The organism is Kribbella sp. VKM Ac-2569 (assembly GCF_004216905.1).
Taxonomy (GTDB): domain Bacteria; phylum Actinomycetota; class Actinomycetes; order Propionibacteriales; family Kribbellaceae; genus Kribbella.
Map to the genome: position 1 here is coordinate 1 of NZ_SGXJ01000005.1, position 15340 is coordinate 15340.

Below are 15340 nucleotides of genomic sequence, written 5' to 3' on the forward strand. Positions count from 1 at the left end.
GTACTGCGACCGGGAGGTCGTGGGAGAGTAGGACGCCGCCGGACATTCACACTGTTAAGGGCCACCCCACTAGGGGTGGCCCTTAACATTTGTGGAGGGTCGGCGGTCGCCGACCAGGACGTCACCTCCCGCTGCGGGCGCGGTAACGTTTGTCCGATTACTGCTCTTCAGCATCGTTAGGAGTCACCGTGGCGACGCCACCTCGCAATCCTCGGTCCGGTTCAGGGGACCGTCGCGGTTCGTCCGGAGGCGCCGGCCGCTCAGGCGGGTCCGGTGGTGGACGCTCAGACTCCGGTCGTTCGAACTCGTCCGGCCGCTCAGGCTCGGGCGCCGGCCGTTCGGGCTCTGGAGCGGGTCGCTCGGGCTCGGATGGCGGTCGTTCGGGTTCTGGATCCGGTTGGTCCGGCTCCGGAACTGGTCGTGGTGGCTCTGGAGCTGGTCGTTCTGGGTCTGGTTCCGGTGCGGGTCGTGGCGGATCTGGAGCTGGAGGTGGCGGTAGTCGTGGAGGTTCTGCGGGTCGTAGCGGTGGGGCGCCGAGCCGACGGGGCGGGATTGCCGGTGGGCGTTCGGGTGGCTCGGGTAATTCGTCGTACCGGGATCGGGATGAGAGTTCTTCCGAGAACAGGCGTGGGTTTGCCGGTTCTCGAGGTGATGACAAGTCTGCGCGCGACCCGTTCGGTGGGCAGATGTCCGGCCAGGGTGGGCGGGACGATCGGTCTGGTGGATACCGGCGCGACGATCGGGGTGGTTCGGGGCGCGGGCCCGGTGCGGGACGCGGCGTAGCCGGCTCCCGGCGGGACGACCGCGGCGGACGTGATGACCGTGGCCGCGACGACCGTGGCGGATACCGCCGCGACGATCGCGGGGGCGATGACCGCGGTGGATACCGCCGGGACGAACGCGGTGGCGCTAGCAGCGGTGGATACCGTCGGGATGACCGTGGCGGCGCTGGCGGTGGTGGATACCGGCGTGATGAGCGTGCAAGTGACGACCGCGGTGGGTTCCGGCGGGATGAGCGGTCGGGGGATGACCGTGGGGCTCGGCGGGATGAGCGTGGGGATTCTCGGGGGCGTGGACCTGCTCGGGCCGGTGGGCCTGGGCGGGGAGAGCGTGGTCCGTTCCGGCGGGATGAGCGGGGAGACTCGCGTGGGCGTTCGGGGGCTGGGGATTCGCGTGGGCGTTCTGGAGGTCGGGACGAGCGCGGTGGGTCCGGCGGGCGTGACGATCGGCGTGATGACCGGCGGGGTGGGCCTCGTCGGGAGGATCGTGAGGAGAGGGTCGGTCCGCGGCGCGATGATCCGAAGATTCCGGAAGGGATCACGGGTGCTGAGCTCGATCGTGGGGTGAAGGCTGAGCTGCGGTCCTTGCCGCGGACGTTGGCGGACCTGGTGGCGCAGCATCTGGTGGCGTCGGGGCGTTTCCTCGACGACGACCCGGAGCTCGCGTACCAGCATGCCCGGACCGCGCGGCGGTTGGCGGCTCGGCTTGGTGGTGTGCGGGAGGCTGTGGCGATCACGGCGTACCTGGCTGAGCACTACGACGAGGCGCTCACCGAGTTCCGTGCTGTACGGCGGATGACGGGTAACCACGAGGTCATCGCGATGATGGCCGACTGTGAGCGGGCGCTCGGGCGGCCGGACAAGGCGCTGGCGCTGACCAAGGACAAGCACGTTCACGACGTGTCGGAGGCGACGCAGATCGAGCTGCTGATCGTGGCGGCCGGGGCGCGGCGCGACAAGGGTCAGACCGCGGTGGCGGTCCAGATGCTCGACGTGCCGGAGCTGACGAAGCGGACTCGGGCTGAGTGGCTGCCGCGGCTGCGGTACGCGTACGCCGATGCGCTGGCGGAGGCTGGGCGGACCGATGACGCGCTCGTCTGGTTCCACCGTGCGGCCGGCGTCGACGGCGACGGTGTGACCGGTGCGGCCGAGCGGGCTGCGGAGCTCGAAGGCCTCGAGTTCACCGACCTCGACGACGAGGACCTGGACGACGAGGACGCAGAGGATCTCGACGCGGAGGATTCCGAGGAGTCCGAGGTTGGCGGGGAGTCCAAGGGCGACGGGGAGTAGGGCGTGGAGGGCGCGGCGGGCGACCAGCCGGTTGGGGTGCTGGTGGGAGGCGCGCTGGCCAAGGGTGCGCGGCGGCTCGAGAAGTCTGTCGGGATGGTGGAGAAGTCCGAGGACGACGCGATCCACCAGGTACGGGTGTCCTGCCGGCGGTTGCGGAGCGATCTGAAGCTGTTCCGCAAACTGCTGGCCGGCGACTGGGCGACCGAACTGCGAGCCGACCTGGCCGCACTCGCGCAGGCCTGTGGTGAGGCCCGGGACCTCGAGGTGATCGCGGCGCTCGTCCGTGAAACCGCCACCAGCGAGGACAACCAGGAACACGTCGACACGATCCTCACCACGCTCACCCTCGGCCTGGAACGCGCCGCGGCCCGCTCCGCCGAGGTGGTCCTGGGCGAGTCCACCAAGGACCTGCTCACCACCATCGAGGCAGTCGCAGCAGCCCCCGACCTCAACGCCAAGGCAGAAAAGCCCTGCAGCGAGGTACTACCGCAGCTCCTGCGGTCCGCCACCGAGAGGTTCACCCAGGCAGCCGACAAGCTCAAGCCCTGGACCTCAGACGACGACTGGCACGAGGTACGGCTGCTGGCGAAGCGAGTCCGGTACACCGCCGACACCAGCGCCGCCGTACTCGGTGACGAAGCACGGACGACCGCAGCGCACGCAGCGACGTACCAAGAGCTCCTGGGGCAGCATCAGGACCACTGCGCCGCGGCTGATGCTCTGACTGCCATGGCTGTCGATGCGGCAGCTCAGGACGACCCGGAGCTCTCCTTCACCCTCGGACGGCTCACAGAGCGCCACCGGGCCGCTCGCAAGCCCCTACGCGAGCAGTTCCTCAGCCTCTACCACCGCCCCTGACTCAGAGCGTCCGGAACAGCAGCCCCACTCGCGGCTTCGGCCCGAACGACGTGGCCTTCTGTGGCAGTACGACGCCCTGCGCGGCTGAACGCAGTACCTGGTCCATCCTGGGCGCTGCGAGCTCCACAGCGACCTGCTGAGGGCCGGCCAACGCCAGTGCGTCTGACAGCGTGTGGTGGAAGCTGAGGTCCTGCTCGACCACACCCCAGGCCGGAAACAGCACCTCATGCAGTATCGCGACCGTAGGTGTCTCGGAATCAGTGTGGAGAGTCAGCCAGCTGGAACCGTCCGTGATCGAGATGCGGTCCGGGTCGCCCTCCACTCGACCAGGCTGCATCTGCCAGCCAGCCGGCGTACGTGACTGCACAGTCATCAGGTCCAGACCCGGTACGACGCGGTGAATCGGGTCCAGCGTCAACGGGTGCCGGATGTAGTCGACCAGCATCGCCAGACCGGCCTCCGCGGTCGGCCGGTACGGCTCGCGCAGCTGACGCTCCAGGTACGCCGCATACCGGTGATGACCGTCCGCGATGACCGCCTCGTGTTTGGCCAGCTCCCGCTCGATCGTCGCCAGCACCTCTGGGTCGTCGATCCGCCAGATGCGGTGCTCGGCGCCGTTGTACGTCTCGGCCTCCACCCACGGTTCACCGGACCGTGCCGCGTCCACAGCATCACTTGCCGCGCCACCGTCGGCGTAGGCGAGCAGAATCGGCTCCAGGTCGGCGTCTGTTGCCTCCATCAGCTGCAGCCGGTCGTTGACCCAGTGCGGCATCACCTCTTCGTGCGGGAGCACAACTTGCCGTGTCGGGTCCAGCCGCAGTGAGCCGACCAGTCCGCACAGTACGGCGCTGCCCAGACGCTGCTCGTACACGTACAGCGCGGGCCGCTCGTCCTGGATCACCACACCGTCCCGCTGCCACCCGGCGAGCCGGTGCGCGGGTTCGTCGTACCGGCCGCGACCGAGGTCCGGATCGCGTGGAAGGATGAGCCTCACCATGTTGTGCAGATCAGAGTCAGTCAGCCGCCGGACGATGGCGGGTTCCAGCACGTCGTACGGCGGTGAGGTGACGGCGCCGAGCGCGCTGACCTTGCCCGCCACGAACCGCCAGGCACGCAGTGGGTCGAGTCTCAGCACCCCCCGAGGATCCAGCATGCGCGGAATCGTACGGGGTGAAGCGTGAGCGCGGAACGTACAGCGCCGCAGCCGCTCTCGGCGTGTGACGAACCGCTCGCGACCCGGTACGACGTGGCGCTGCTGGACCTCGACGGCGTCGTGTACGTCGGGCCGGATCCGGTCCCGGACGCGCCGGAGAACCTCCGCAAGGCCGCCAAGGAAGGCATGCGGATCGGGTACATCACGAACAACGCGAGCCGGCCGGCGGGGATCGTTGCCGAGCACCTCGCGTCGTTCGGGCTGGACGTGACCGCCGAGGACGTGGTGACGTCCGCGCAGGCGGCGGCGAAGCTGATCGCGAGCGAGTTCCCGAAGGGGTCTCCGGTGCTCGTGGTGGGTGGCGAGGGGCTGATCGTTGCGCTCGAGGAGTACGGGCTGACGCCGGTGCGGACCAGCGACGCGCGGCCGGTCGCCGTCGTTCAGGGGTTCCACCCGGATGTGAACTGGGTGATGCTCGCCGACGGCGCGCACGCGATCCACGAGGGCGCGAAGTGGTTCGCGACCAATCTCGATCTGACCATCCCCACCGCAGCCGGCAAGGCGCCGGGGAACGGCACGCTGGTGCAGGCGGTCCGGGCCGCGGTCGACGTGGACCCGGTTGTTGCCGGGAAACCCGAGCCGCCGCTGCTGGAGACGAGCATCGAACGGCTGGAAGCCAAGCGCCCGTTGATGATCGGGGACCGGCTGGACTCCGACATCGAGGGCGCGAACGCGGTCGGGATCCCGAGTCTGTGGGTCGCGACCGGCGTCAACGACGCGTACGACCTGGCGCGGGCGCCGAAGCACCAGCGGCCGACGTACATCGCCGCCGGCCTCGGGGCGCTGGCCGAGAAGCAGGCCGGCGTGACCGTCAGCGGCTCGAAGCACACGTCGGCCGGGTGGACCGCCGAAGTCGTGAACAACGCGGTCACGGTGAAGGGCGAGGGAGCGCCGTACGACGGATTGCGCGCGATCCTGTCCGCGGTCTGGACCGCCGTCGACGCCCCGGCCGAACCCGCCAAGCCCGCCAAGGCCACCTCCCGTGGCCGCCGCCCCCGCCCCAAGCCCGCGCCGACCGCCGAAACCATCGCCCTGGACGCCGCCCTCCACCGCATCGGACTCGACAAGTAGCGAGCCTCAGGCCTCGCGAGCGTGGGGCGGGGTGGTGTTGGGGCGGGGAGGCGATACCGTTGCTGGGAACGATGCGAGGAGGCAGTCATGGTGATGGACGCTGTGCGCGGCTACGTACAACTGGCGAACGGGTTGACCGAGGTCACCAAGCACAAGGCCCAGGCGGCTGCGAAGGCGTTGCTGCAGCAGACCGGGGCGGACGCGCTGACGACCAGGGCGAGTGACCTGGCCGACGAGATCGTTGCCACCAGCAAGAGTAACCGTCAGCTGCTGCAGGCGATCGTGTCGAACGAGGTCGAGGGTGCGGTGGCGCGGCTCGGGTTTGTTCGCTCCGAGGAGGTCGCGGCGCTGACCCGCCGGGTGAAGGCGCTCGAGACCGAGCTCGCCGAGGCGCAGGCGGCCGCGGCGGGGCCGGCTCCGGTCGTGGACGTCCCGGTGCCTGCCAAGAAGGCGGCGAAGAAGGCGGCTGCCAAGAAGACTGCGCCGGCCAAGAAGGCTGTGGCGAAGAAGGCGGCCAAGAAGGCTCCGGCGAAGAAGACGGCGAAGAAGGTCTGACATGACCGAGCATCCCGGCGAGCAGTTCCCACCGGACGTGGACCCGGACGTCGAGCCTGCTTTCGACCCGTACCAGTCCGAGGAGACGCCGTCCCACCCCGACTACGACACCGAGCCCGGTGCGCAGGACGCGGCCCAAGAGACAGTGGAGCATGTGGATCCCGCTGCGGTCGAGTTCGGCCCGGAGTTCGCGCGCGCCCCCGGCCAGGAGTACGAGCACTCCTTCGAAGCCGGCTCCGCCGAGGACCCGGCGTACGAGGACCCGGCGATCGACGAGTCGACCGAGGAGGGCGGGCATCCGTTGGTCGAGGAGACGATGGCTCGGCTGGACGAGTTGCGGGAGAAGCCGGTCAGTGAGCACGGTGAGGTGTATGCCGACCTGCACGAGCGGCTGCAGACCGCCTTGGTCGAAGCCGACGCCGAGCCTGGCGACCGGACCTAGCGGAAGAGCCGAGTGGCCAAGGGAGTCAAGCGGTCGCGGCTCGATGCCGAGCTGGTACGGCGCGGGCTCGCGCGCTCCCGTGAGCACGCGAGCGAGCTGATCGCGGCCGGCAAGGTGAAGGTTTCCGGGACCGTGGCCGGCAAGGCCGCGACCGGGGTCGGTGCGGACGCCCCGATCGTCGTCGACACCTCCGAGCACGAGGACCCCGGCTACGCGAGCCGCGGCGCGCACAAGCTGATCGGCGCCCTCGAAGCGTTCCCAGCTGTCCAGGTGAAAGGTCGCCGTACGCTCGACGCCGGTGCGTCCACCGGGGGATTCACCGACGTACTGCTGCGCAACGAGGCGGCGCACGTGATTGCCGTCGACGTCGGGTACGGCCAGTTGGTGTGGGCGTTGCAGACCGACGAGCGGGTCACGGTGATGGACCGGACCAACGTCCGGACGCTGACGCTCGAGGACATCGGCGGTGAACCGGTCGATCTCGTGGTCAGCGATCTGAGCTTCATCTCGCTCACGCTCGTGCTGCCGGCGCTGCTCGGGGTGGTGAAGCCGGACGGCGAGCTGGTGCTGATGGTGAAGCCGCAGTTCGAGGTCGGCAAGGAGCGGCTGGGCAAGGGCGGCGTGGTCCGGGACCCCGAGTTGCGGGCTGAGGCGGTCCGGAATGTCGCCGCCAAGGCACACGCTCTGGGCTGGGGAATCGAAGGCGTAGCGGCCAGCCCGTTACCTGGCCCGTCAGGAAATGTCGAATACTTCCTGTGGATACGCCGGGAAGCACCGGCCCTCGATGAGACGATGCTCCAAACAGCAATCGAGACCGGTCCACAGTGACGAGGGGGCAGGGTGGCTGAACAGGAGCCGCGGCGCGTGCTGCTGGTGACGCACACCGGCCGGGAGCAGGCGGTCGAGGTCGCCCGGGACGCGCACCGGTTGCTGACCGATGCCGGGATGCTGGTCCGGCTGCTCGGAGGTGAGGCCGAGGAGCTCAAGCTCGACCCGGTGGAGACCGTCGACGACCCGGAGAAGGCGGCGAACGACGTCGAGCTGATCATGGTGCTCGGCGGCGACGGCTCGATTCTGCGCGGCGCCGAACTGGCCCGCCCGCACGGTACGCCGGTGCTCGGGGTGAACCTGGGCCACGTCGGGTTCCTGGCCGAGGCCGAGGTCGACGACCTGGAGCGGATCGTCCAGGTGGTCGTGGACCGCAGCTACACGGTCGAGGAGCGGATGACGCTGGCCGTCGACGTACGGCTGGACGACGACCTGATCTTCGAGACCTGGGCGCTGAACGAGGCGAGTGTCGAGAAGGCGGCCCGGGAGAAGATGCTCGAGGTCCTGGTCGAGGTCGACGACCGCCCGTTGTCCCGCTACGGCTGTGACGGCGTCGTGGTTGCGACGCCGACCGGGAGTACGGCGTACTCCTTCTCGGCCGGCGGACCGATCGTCTGGCCCGAGGTCGAGGCGATCCTGATGGTGCCCCTGAGCGCGCACGCGCTCTTTTCCCGGCCGATCGTGGTGGCGCCGACGTCGCGGCTGTCGATCGAGCTGGTCCCGTCCTGGCACGGGCGCGGCGTGTTGTGGTGCGACGGCCGGCGGATGGTCGAGGTGCCGCCCGGCGCCGAGATCCAGGTACGGCGGGGTTCGACGCCGGTCCGGCTGGCCCGCGCCCATGAGGCGCCGTTCACCGACCGGCTGGTGGCGAAGTTCGACCTCCCGGTGCTCGGCTGGCGTGGCGCCGCCGAGCGCAAACGCAACGGAAACGGACACTGACAATGCTTTCGGAGATCCGCATCACTGGGCTGGGCGTGATCGAGGACGCGACGTTGGACCTCGACCCGGGTTTCACCGCGGTCACGGGTGAGACCGGTGCCGGCAAGACGATGGTTGTGACCGGGGTGAACATGCTGCTCGGCGGCCGTGCCGACAGCGGTCTGGTGCGGCACGGGACGCGGCGGGCGCGGGTGGAGGGTCGCGCGAGCAACGTACCGCGGGCGATCGTGCAGCAGGCCGAGGACCGTGGTGGCGAGCTGGACGACGACGAGTTGCTGATCGCGCGCGAGCTTTCGTCGGAGGGCCGGTCACGGGCGTTTCTCGGCGGCGCGTCCGTTCCGGTGTCCGTGCTGGGCGAGATCTCCGGAGATCTCGTCGCGATCCACGGCCAGGCGGATCAGTGGCGGTTGCTGCAGCCGGCGCGGCAGCGCGAGACGCTGGACACCTTTGCGGGCAAGCCGGTTCTGGTGCCGCTGCAGGAGTACGCCGCCGCGTACAAGCGGCATCGCGAGGTCGAGGCCGAGCTGACCGAGCTGACCACTCGCGAGCGTGATCGCCTCGCTGAGGCGGACTTGCTGCGGTTCGGTCTGGACGAGGTCGCGAAGGCGGAGCCGTTGCCCGGCGAGGACGTCGAGCTCGCGGCCGAGGAAGATCGCCTCGCGTACGCGGACGGTCTGCGCACGGCGGCCACGAACGCGTCGGACGCGCTCGCATCGGAGGACCTCGACTCCACGCGGCCGAACGACGTACTCGGCCTGCTGGCGTTGACGAAACAGGTCCTGGACGGTGAGCGCGAGCACGACGCGAAGCTCGCCGAGCTGGCCGACCGGGCGGGCGAACTCGGGTACCTGGCGGCTGATCTGGCTCAGGAGCTCTCGTCGTACGCCGCCGATGTCGACACCGATCCGGCACGGCTGGCTGTGGTGAGCGAGCGACGTTCGTTGCTCACCAACCTGGTTCGCAAGTACGGCGCTGAGAACGGCACTGTCGACGAGGTCATCGAATGGACCAAACGGTCGGCCGAGCGGCTCGCCGAGCTCGACGGTAGCGACGAGCGCGTCGAGCAACTGACTGGCGAGCTGGCCGAGTTGGACGCGAAGCTCGCGGACCTTGGTCAGCAGATGCGGGACGCCCGGATCGAAGCGGCGGCACGGCTCGGCGTCGCGGTGTCCGAGGAGCTGACCGGGCTGGCGATGCCGCACGCGAAGCTCTCGGTCGAGGTGCACGAGACCACTGCCGGACCGTTCGGCATCGACGAGGTCGAGTTCTGCTTCGCGGCGAACCCTGGGAGCCCGGCGCGCCCGCTGCAGAAGGCTGCGTCGGGTGGTGAGTTGTCCCGGGTGATGCTCGCGCTCGAGGTGATCCTGTCGGACACGCACCCCGTGCCCACGTTGGTGTTCGACGAGATCGACGCCGGGATCGGCGGCCGCGCGGCGGTCGAGGTCGGCAAGCGGCTGGCCCGGCTGGCGGAGAAGGCTCAGGTGATCGTGGTGACGCACCTTCCGCAGGTCGCCGCGTTCGCGGACCGTCATGCCGTCGTACTGAAGAGCGACGACGGATCGGTCACCACCAGCGGCCTGGTCGCTCTCGACGACGACGCCCGGCTGAAGGAACTCTCCCGGATGATGGCCGGCCTGGAGAACTCCGATGCCGCGCAGGCGCACGCCGAGGAACTGCTCGCACTCGCCGCCGAACGTCACAAACCGCGCCGGAAGAGTCGTTCCAAAGGATGATTTAACGCCTCGAAACACGCATAGTCACTGTTAATTCGGTGCGTGAACAAGGGCCGGGCCGGGTAAATGACCCGGGAAGGGGCTCTTGACATGGCAGGATGAGGGTGCGATGAAACTGCCCAGCCTGCGGAGAGCACGACCCACTGAACTACCCGGCGTCACCGGAGTGGTCCGGCTGGATCGACGTACCAAGAATCTCACCAAACGGCTCAAGCCGGGTGAGATCGCCGTCATCGACCATGTCGACCTGGACCGGGTGAGCGCCGAGGCGCTCGTCGACTGCCGGGTCGCCGCGGTGGTGAACGTGGCCGACTCGATCAGCGGGCGGTACCCGAACCTCGGTCCGGAGATCCTCGTCGAGGCCGGCATCCCGCTCGTCGACGGCGTCGGCCGCGAGGTCTTCTCGGTCCTGCACGAGGGCGAGCAGGTCCGGCTCGACGACGGCACGCTGTACCGCGGCCACGAGGCCGTCGCGAAGGGCATGACCCAGGACAGCAAGTCGGTCGCGGAGCTGATGGACGACGCCCGCGCCGGCCTGTCCACCCAGCTCGAGGCGTTCACCGCGAACACGCTCGAGTACCTGCGTCGCGAGAAGGACCTGCTGCTCGACGGTGTCGGCGTACCGGCGATCCACACGCCGATGGAGGGCAAGCACGTCCTGATCGTGGTCCGCGGGTACGACTACCGCGAAGACCTGGTCGCGCTGAAGCCCTACATCCGCGAGTACCGGCCGGTGCTGATCGGTGTCGACGGCGGTGCGGACGCGCTGGTCGAGAACGGATTCGTGCCGGACCTGATCCTCGGCGACATGGACTCGGTGAAGGACGAGACCCTGAAGTGCGGCGCGGAGGTGGTCGTGCACGCGTACCGCGACGGCCGCGCGCCCGGGGCCGAGCGGCTCGAGCGGCTCGGCGTGGAATCGATCGAGTTTCCGGCCACCGGCACCAGCGAGGACATCGCGATGCTGCTGGCCGACTCCAAGGGCGCCTCGCTGATCGTCGCGGTCGGCACCCACAACTCGCTGGTGGAGTTCCTCGACAAGGGGCGCCCCGGCATGGCGAGTACGTTCATCACCCGGTTGCGGGTCGGTGCCAAGCTGGTCGACGCCAAGGGCGTCTCCCGGCTGTACCGCAGCCGGGTCTCGACGTTCCAGGTGGTCGCCTTGATGGCGGCCGGCCTGTTCGCGGTCGGGGTGGCGATGGTCGCCATCGGGGCCGACGACGTCGTCTGGTCGATCCTGCGGGCGCGCTGGGGCGACTTCGTCTACTGGATCCGGGAGCTTTTCACGTGATCGACTTTCGCTACCACATCGTCTCGATCGTGGCGATCTTCTTCGCCCTGGGCGCCGGTGTGGTGCTCGGCGCCGGCCCGCTGAAGAGCACCGGCAAGGATTTCGTCGCCAGCCAGGCCGAGAAGGACCGTCAGCAGCTGGCCGACGCCCGCGCCGAACTGGTGCAGGTGAAGGCGCTCGACAAGTACCGCGACGACTACGTCGCCAAGGTGACCGCCGGGATGACCGCCGGCAAGCTGACGAACAAGAAGATCGCGATCGTCACGATGCCGAACGCGGACAACGACCTGACCAACAGCGTGCAGGACGAGGTGGAGAAGGCCGGCGCCGTCGTCACCACGAAGGTCGCGCTGGACGCGAAGCTGTTCGACACCGGTCAGCGGCAGCTGGTCGAGTCGCTGGTCAACCAGCTGGTCACCGCGGACATGCAGATCCCGACGGACAGTACGACGTACCAGCGGGCCGGGCTGCTGCTGGCGCGCGGGATCGCCGCCAAGGAGGACGGCAAGACCGGCGACGCGGACTCGACCAAGGTGATCAGCGGGATGACCGGCGCGAAGCTGCTGTCGCTGAAGCCGTCGCAGATCAAGGACCGGGCGACGCTGGTCCTGGTGATCGCGGCCAAGCCGCCGACGCCGGTGCCGGACAACTCGACGTACAACGACAGTGTCGACTTCCTCGAGGGCCTGGACACCGGCAGCGCCGGCGTCGTGGTCGCGGGGACGCCGCTGACCGCGGCCGACGGCGGAATCATCAAGGCCTTGCGGAGTGACTCCGAGGCCACCAAGATCGTTTCTTCGGTGGACGTGGCCGACATCCCCGCCGGACAGGCGACGGTCGTCTTCTCGCTGGTCGAGCAGGCGGAGGGCAAGGCGGGGCAGTACGGCGCGATCAACGCGAAGAACGGCGTCGCGCCGTCGGCCGTACAGACGAAGGACAACTGACGTGGGAATTCTGAGCGCCGCCATCGCGGCGGCCGCTACTGCCGCGCTCGAGCGTGCGGCGGAGAAGCTGCCGAAGGAGACGCGGGAGCCGTTCGAGCGGACCAATCACCGCGGTGAGCCGGTGACGCTGCTCGAGGGTCCCGTGGCGGTGCTTGGTGCGCTGGCCGGCATCGCGGCGTCCCGTGGCAGCGGCAAGGTGAAGGCGGCCGCGCTGGTGGCCGGCACGGTGTCGGGTGCGGTCGGTGCGTACGACGATCTGCGCGGAACCACGCAGGCGAAGGGCTTCCGCGGTCACCTGAGCGCGTTGAAGCGCGGCGAGGTGACGAGCGGTGCGGTGAAGATCCTCGGTGTTGGCGCAGCCGGTCTCGCGGCCGCGGCGTTGCTGCCGCGGAAGTCGCGTGGCGTGAAGGCCGTCGCCGGGGTCGTTGCCGACGGCGCCTTGATCGCCGGTACGGCGAACCTCACCAACCTCCTCGACCTGCGGCCGGGCCGCGCGCTCAAGGCCGTGACTGCCCTGAACGCACCGCTGGCCGTCGTGAACGGTCCGGCCGGTGCCGTCGTCGGCGCTGCCGCGGCGTCCGCCCCGTCGGACCTCGGCGAACGCTCGATGCTGGGCGACTGCGGCGCGAACGGCCTCGGCGCGATCACCGGTACGGCGCTTGCCGCATCGCTCCCGCGTCCGTTGAAGACGCTCGTACTGGCGGCTGTTGTCGGCCTGAACCTGGCCAGCGAGAAGGTCAGCTTCACCAAGGTCATCGCCGACACCCCGGTCCTCGACAAGATCGACCAGTGGGGCCGTCGACCCAGGTGAGCAGGCTCGCCCGCGCGGCCCTGCTTGTTGCGGCCGTCACCGTTCTGGCGCGGGTTGTTGGCTTCGGCCGGTGGTTGGTGTTCTCGAAAACTGTCGGTGCGGGCTGTTTGGCTGAGGCGTATACGACGGCTAATCAGCTGCCCAACATTCTGTTCGAAGTGGTTGCCGGTGGTGCGCTGGCGGGTGCGGTCATTCCCGTGCTGGCCGGGCCTGTCGCCCGTGGCGACCGGGTGGCGCAGGGGCGGATCATCGGGGCGTTGCTGTCCTGGTCGTTCGTGCTGCTGGCACCGGTCGCCTTGCTGGCCTGGGTTCTGGCGGGGCAGTACACCGACGTGATGCTCGACCCCGGCGCGGACTGCGCGAGCTCCACGGCGACCGCGACCCGGATGCTGGCGATCTTCGTGCCGCAGGTCTTCGGGTACGCCGTGGCAGTGGTCGCGACCGCGGTTCTCCAGTCCCACAAGCGTTTCGCAGCCGGTGCATGGGCTCCGCTGATCTCGAGCCTGGTGGTCGTCGGCACGTACTTCCTGTTCGCCGGCACCGCACCTGACGCGGACTCGGCCTCGCAAGGCTCCACCGATCTACTGGCCTGGGGTACTACGGCCGGCGTCCTCGCCCTTGCCCTCACAGTGCTCGTACCGATGCTCCTGCTCCGCCTGCCGATCAGACCGACCCTCCGCCTGGACCCGGGCGTCGGACCGGTACTGCGGAAGCTCGCACTCGCCGGCCTCGCGGTACTGGTCGCGCAACAGCTCACCTTCGTCGTCACGACGTACCTGGCCAACCACCGTGGCGTAGCAGGCAGCATTGCTGTCTACACGTGGGCCAACGCGGTCTACCTGCTGCCGTACGCGGTGCTGGCCGTGCCGATCACCACAGCTGTGTTCCCGCGGCTGGCAGCAGCGTTCGAGGCGGGGGAGGGCTTCGACCGCTACGCCGCGGCGTCCACCCGCGCCGTGATGCTGGCAGGTGGCGCCGGTGCCGCACTGCTCGTCGGTACGGCGGTACCGGTGGCCAGGATCTTCGCGTACGACGACGGCGTGGTGCAGGAGTCCAAGGCGACCTCACTGGCCAACGGGCTCCTCGCGTTCGCCCCAGCTGCCATCGGGTTCGCCGTACTCATGCATGTCGGCCGAGTGCTCTACGCCCGACACTCCGGACGTGAGGTGGCCGTGGTGACATCTGCGGCCTGGATACTCGTGGCTGTAGCCGGTGTGGTGCTCACAGCCCGTTGGGACGCAGTACCCGCGCTGGCTGCCGCGATGTCTGTCGGCATGGTCGCAGGCGCCGTCGTACTGCTGCTGGTCCTGCGTCGTGAGGCAGGACCAGCTGTACTGGCCGGAGTACCACGTGCCCACCTCACTGCACTAGCGGGCGCTGTGCTGGCCGGTGCGGCTGGCTGGGCGGTCGCACTGCCGGCAGGGGACGGTGGAATCGGCAAGGCAGTGGCGTTCTCCGTCCTCTCCGGGCTGGCCGCCGTCGTCGTGTACGCCGTGGTCGTGCTTGCATTGGATCGCGCGGACGCTCGCGCACTCGTTCGACGGGAGAAACCATGAGGATCGGGCTGCTGCTCGCGGAGTCGCGGGGCGGCATCGGGCAGCACGTTGCCTCGCTGGTGCCACGGTTCGTGAGTGCGGGGCACGAGGTGGTGGTGTGTGCTCCACCGGGCACGGCCGAGCACTTCGAGTTCGCCCCGGCGACCGTCGTCTCCCAGGCCGCCGGGCTCCGTGAGTGCGACGTCATCCACGCGCACGGCTACCGCGCCGGCATGACCGCGCTACGGGACAGGTCCCGGCTGCGCCCGCTGGTCGTCACCTGGCACAACGCGGTGATCGCGCCAGGACCACGTGGTCTCGTGATGCGGATGGGGCAGCGGCTGGTTGCCAGAGGCGCCGACCTGACCCTGGGGGCGTCCAGCGACCTCGTGGACCTGGCCAAGAGCCTCGGCGCCCGCAACGCGCAACTGGCACCTGTGGCCGCTCCGGCGATGCCACGGATCCGTTCACGGCGCGCCGCCGTACGGCGGGAACTGGGACTCGGTGACCAGCCCATGGTGCTCACCGTGGGGCGCCTGGCGCCGCAGAAGGACTACCCGACCTTGCTGTCCGTCGCAGCCCGCGTACACGAGTCGACTCCGGACGCGGTGTTCGTGGTCGTCGGTGACGGTCCGCTGCGGGACAACCTGCAGGCGCGGATCGACGCGGAGAAGCTGCCGGTCCGGTTGCTCGGTCACCGCAACGACGTGGCCGATCTGCTCGGTGCGGCCGATGTGTTTCTGCTCACATCGCACTGGGAGGCGCGCGCCCTCGTCCTGCAGGAGGCGATGCAGGTCGGCGTACCGGTGGTTGCGACCGCGGTCGGCGGCGTACCCGAGTTGGTCGGGGACAGCGCCGTACTGGCGTTTCCCGCTGACGCGGACGGGCTGGCGGACGGGGTACGGGCCGTCCTGGCGGAGCCCGAGACCGCGAACGCTATGCGGACACGCGGCCGGGAGTTGGCGTCCAGATGGATGGACGAAGACGCGGTGGCGAAGAATCTCCTCGACATCTACGCGGGTCTCGTCGCGACCGGTGGTTGACAAGAGGT

The 15340-nt window shown here is 69.4% G+C and carries 15 protein-coding genes; 14 read left to right on the forward strand and 1 reads right to left on the reverse strand.

What is annotated here, in order from left to right; all coding sequences use genetic code 11:
• The first annotated feature begins 816 nt into the window (after window positions 1-816).
• Genes EV649_RS41305 through EV649_RS31035 form a run of 3 tightly spaced genes read left to right on the forward strand, consistent with a single transcriptional unit; the run spans window position 817 to window position 2927 of the window.
• Entirely contained in the window at window positions 817-1347 is a 531-nt protein-coding gene (locus EV649_RS41305; protein ID WP_206751593.1) for a hypothetical protein, read from the forward strand.
• Entirely contained in the window at window positions 1344-2069 is a 726-nt protein-coding gene (locus tag EV649_RS31030) for a hypothetical protein (RefSeq protein WP_241998904.1), read from the forward strand. Before EV649_RS41305 ends, EV649_RS31030 begins: the two co-directional genes overlap by 4 nt.
• A 3-nt stretch (window positions 2070-2072) precedes the next feature.
• Window positions 2073-2927, forward strand: coding sequence for a CHAD domain-containing protein (locus EV649_RS31035; RefSeq protein WP_130387220.1), 855 nt, complete (start codon window positions 2073-2075; stop codon window positions 2925-2927).
• A gap of 1 nt (window position 2928) precedes the next feature.
• On the opposite strand, the gene EV649_RS31040 is transcribed toward EV649_RS31035, so the two are convergent.
• Complete coding sequence (locus tag EV649_RS31040) at window positions 2929-4080, reverse strand: DUF1015 domain-containing protein (protein WP_130387221.1); 1152 nt, start codon at window positions 4078-4080, stop codon at window positions 2929-2931.
• A 24-nt stretch (window positions 4081-4104) separates the two neighbouring features.
• On the opposite strand from EV649_RS31040, the gene EV649_RS31045 reads away from it, so the two are divergent.
• From EV649_RS31045 to EV649_RS31095, 11 genes are all read left to right on the forward strand, one after another.
• Window positions 4105-5211 carry an HAD-IIA family hydrolase gene (locus EV649_RS31045; protein WP_130387222.1) on the forward strand — a complete coding sequence of 369 codons (1107 nt, stop codon included), beginning with the start codon at window positions 4105-4107 and terminating at the stop codon, window positions 5209-5211.
• Window positions 5212-5298: 87 nt separating this feature from the next.
• A complete protein-coding gene (locus EV649_RS31050) occupies window positions 5299-5766 on the forward strand; it encodes a phasin family protein (RefSeq protein WP_130387223.1) in 468 nt (155 codons plus the stop codon).
• Window position 5767: 1 nt separating this feature from the next.
• Window positions 5768-6208, forward strand: a complete 441-nt coding sequence (locus tag EV649_RS31055) for a hypothetical protein (protein ID WP_130387224.1) — start codon at window positions 5768-5770, stop codon at window positions 6206-6208.
• Between the two features lie 12 nt (window positions 6209-6220).
• Entirely contained in the window at window positions 6221-7036 is an 816-nt protein-coding gene (locus tag EV649_RS31060) for a TlyA family RNA methyltransferase (RefSeq protein ID WP_130387225.1), read from the forward strand.
• A gap of 12 nt (window positions 7037-7048) precedes the next feature.
• Window positions 7049-7975, forward strand: a complete 927-nt coding sequence (locus tag EV649_RS31065) for an NAD kinase (RefSeq protein WP_130387226.1) — start codon at window positions 7049-7051, stop codon at window positions 7973-7975.
• Window positions 7976-7977: 2 nt separating this feature from the next.
• Window positions 7978-9708, forward strand: a complete 1731-nt coding sequence (gene recN / locus EV649_RS31070) for a DNA repair protein RecN (protein ID WP_130387227.1) — start codon at window positions 7978-7980, stop codon at window positions 9706-9708.
• 109 nt (window positions 9709-9817) lie between these two features.
• Window positions 9818-10999, forward strand: coding sequence for a putative cytokinetic ring protein SteA (gene steA, locus EV649_RS31075; RefSeq protein WP_130387228.1), 1182 nt, complete (start codon window positions 9818-9820; stop codon window positions 10997-10999).
• A complete protein-coding gene (locus tag EV649_RS31080; protein ID WP_130387229.1) occupies window positions 10996-11943 on the forward strand; it encodes a copper transporter in 948 nt (315 codons plus the stop codon). The genes steA and EV649_RS31080 overlap by 4 nt, the downstream gene beginning before the upstream one ends.
• Window position 11944: 1 nt before the next feature.
• On the forward strand, window positions 11945-12754 hold the full coding sequence (locus tag EV649_RS31085; protein WP_130387230.1) for a hypothetical protein: 810 nt from the start codon (window positions 11945-11947) through the stop codon (window positions 12752-12754).
• Window positions 12733-14310, forward strand: a complete 1578-nt coding sequence (locus EV649_RS31090) for a lipid II flippase MurJ (protein ID WP_241998906.1) — start codon at window positions 12733-12735, stop codon at window positions 14308-14310. The genes EV649_RS31085 and EV649_RS31090 overlap by 22 nt, the downstream gene beginning before the upstream one ends.
• A complete protein-coding gene (locus tag EV649_RS31095; protein ID WP_130387231.1) occupies window positions 14307-15332 on the forward strand; it encodes a glycosyltransferase family 4 protein in 1026 nt (341 codons plus the stop codon). The genes EV649_RS31090 and EV649_RS31095 overlap by 4 nt, the downstream gene beginning before the upstream one ends.
• Window positions 15333-15340: the final 8 nt, after the last annotated feature.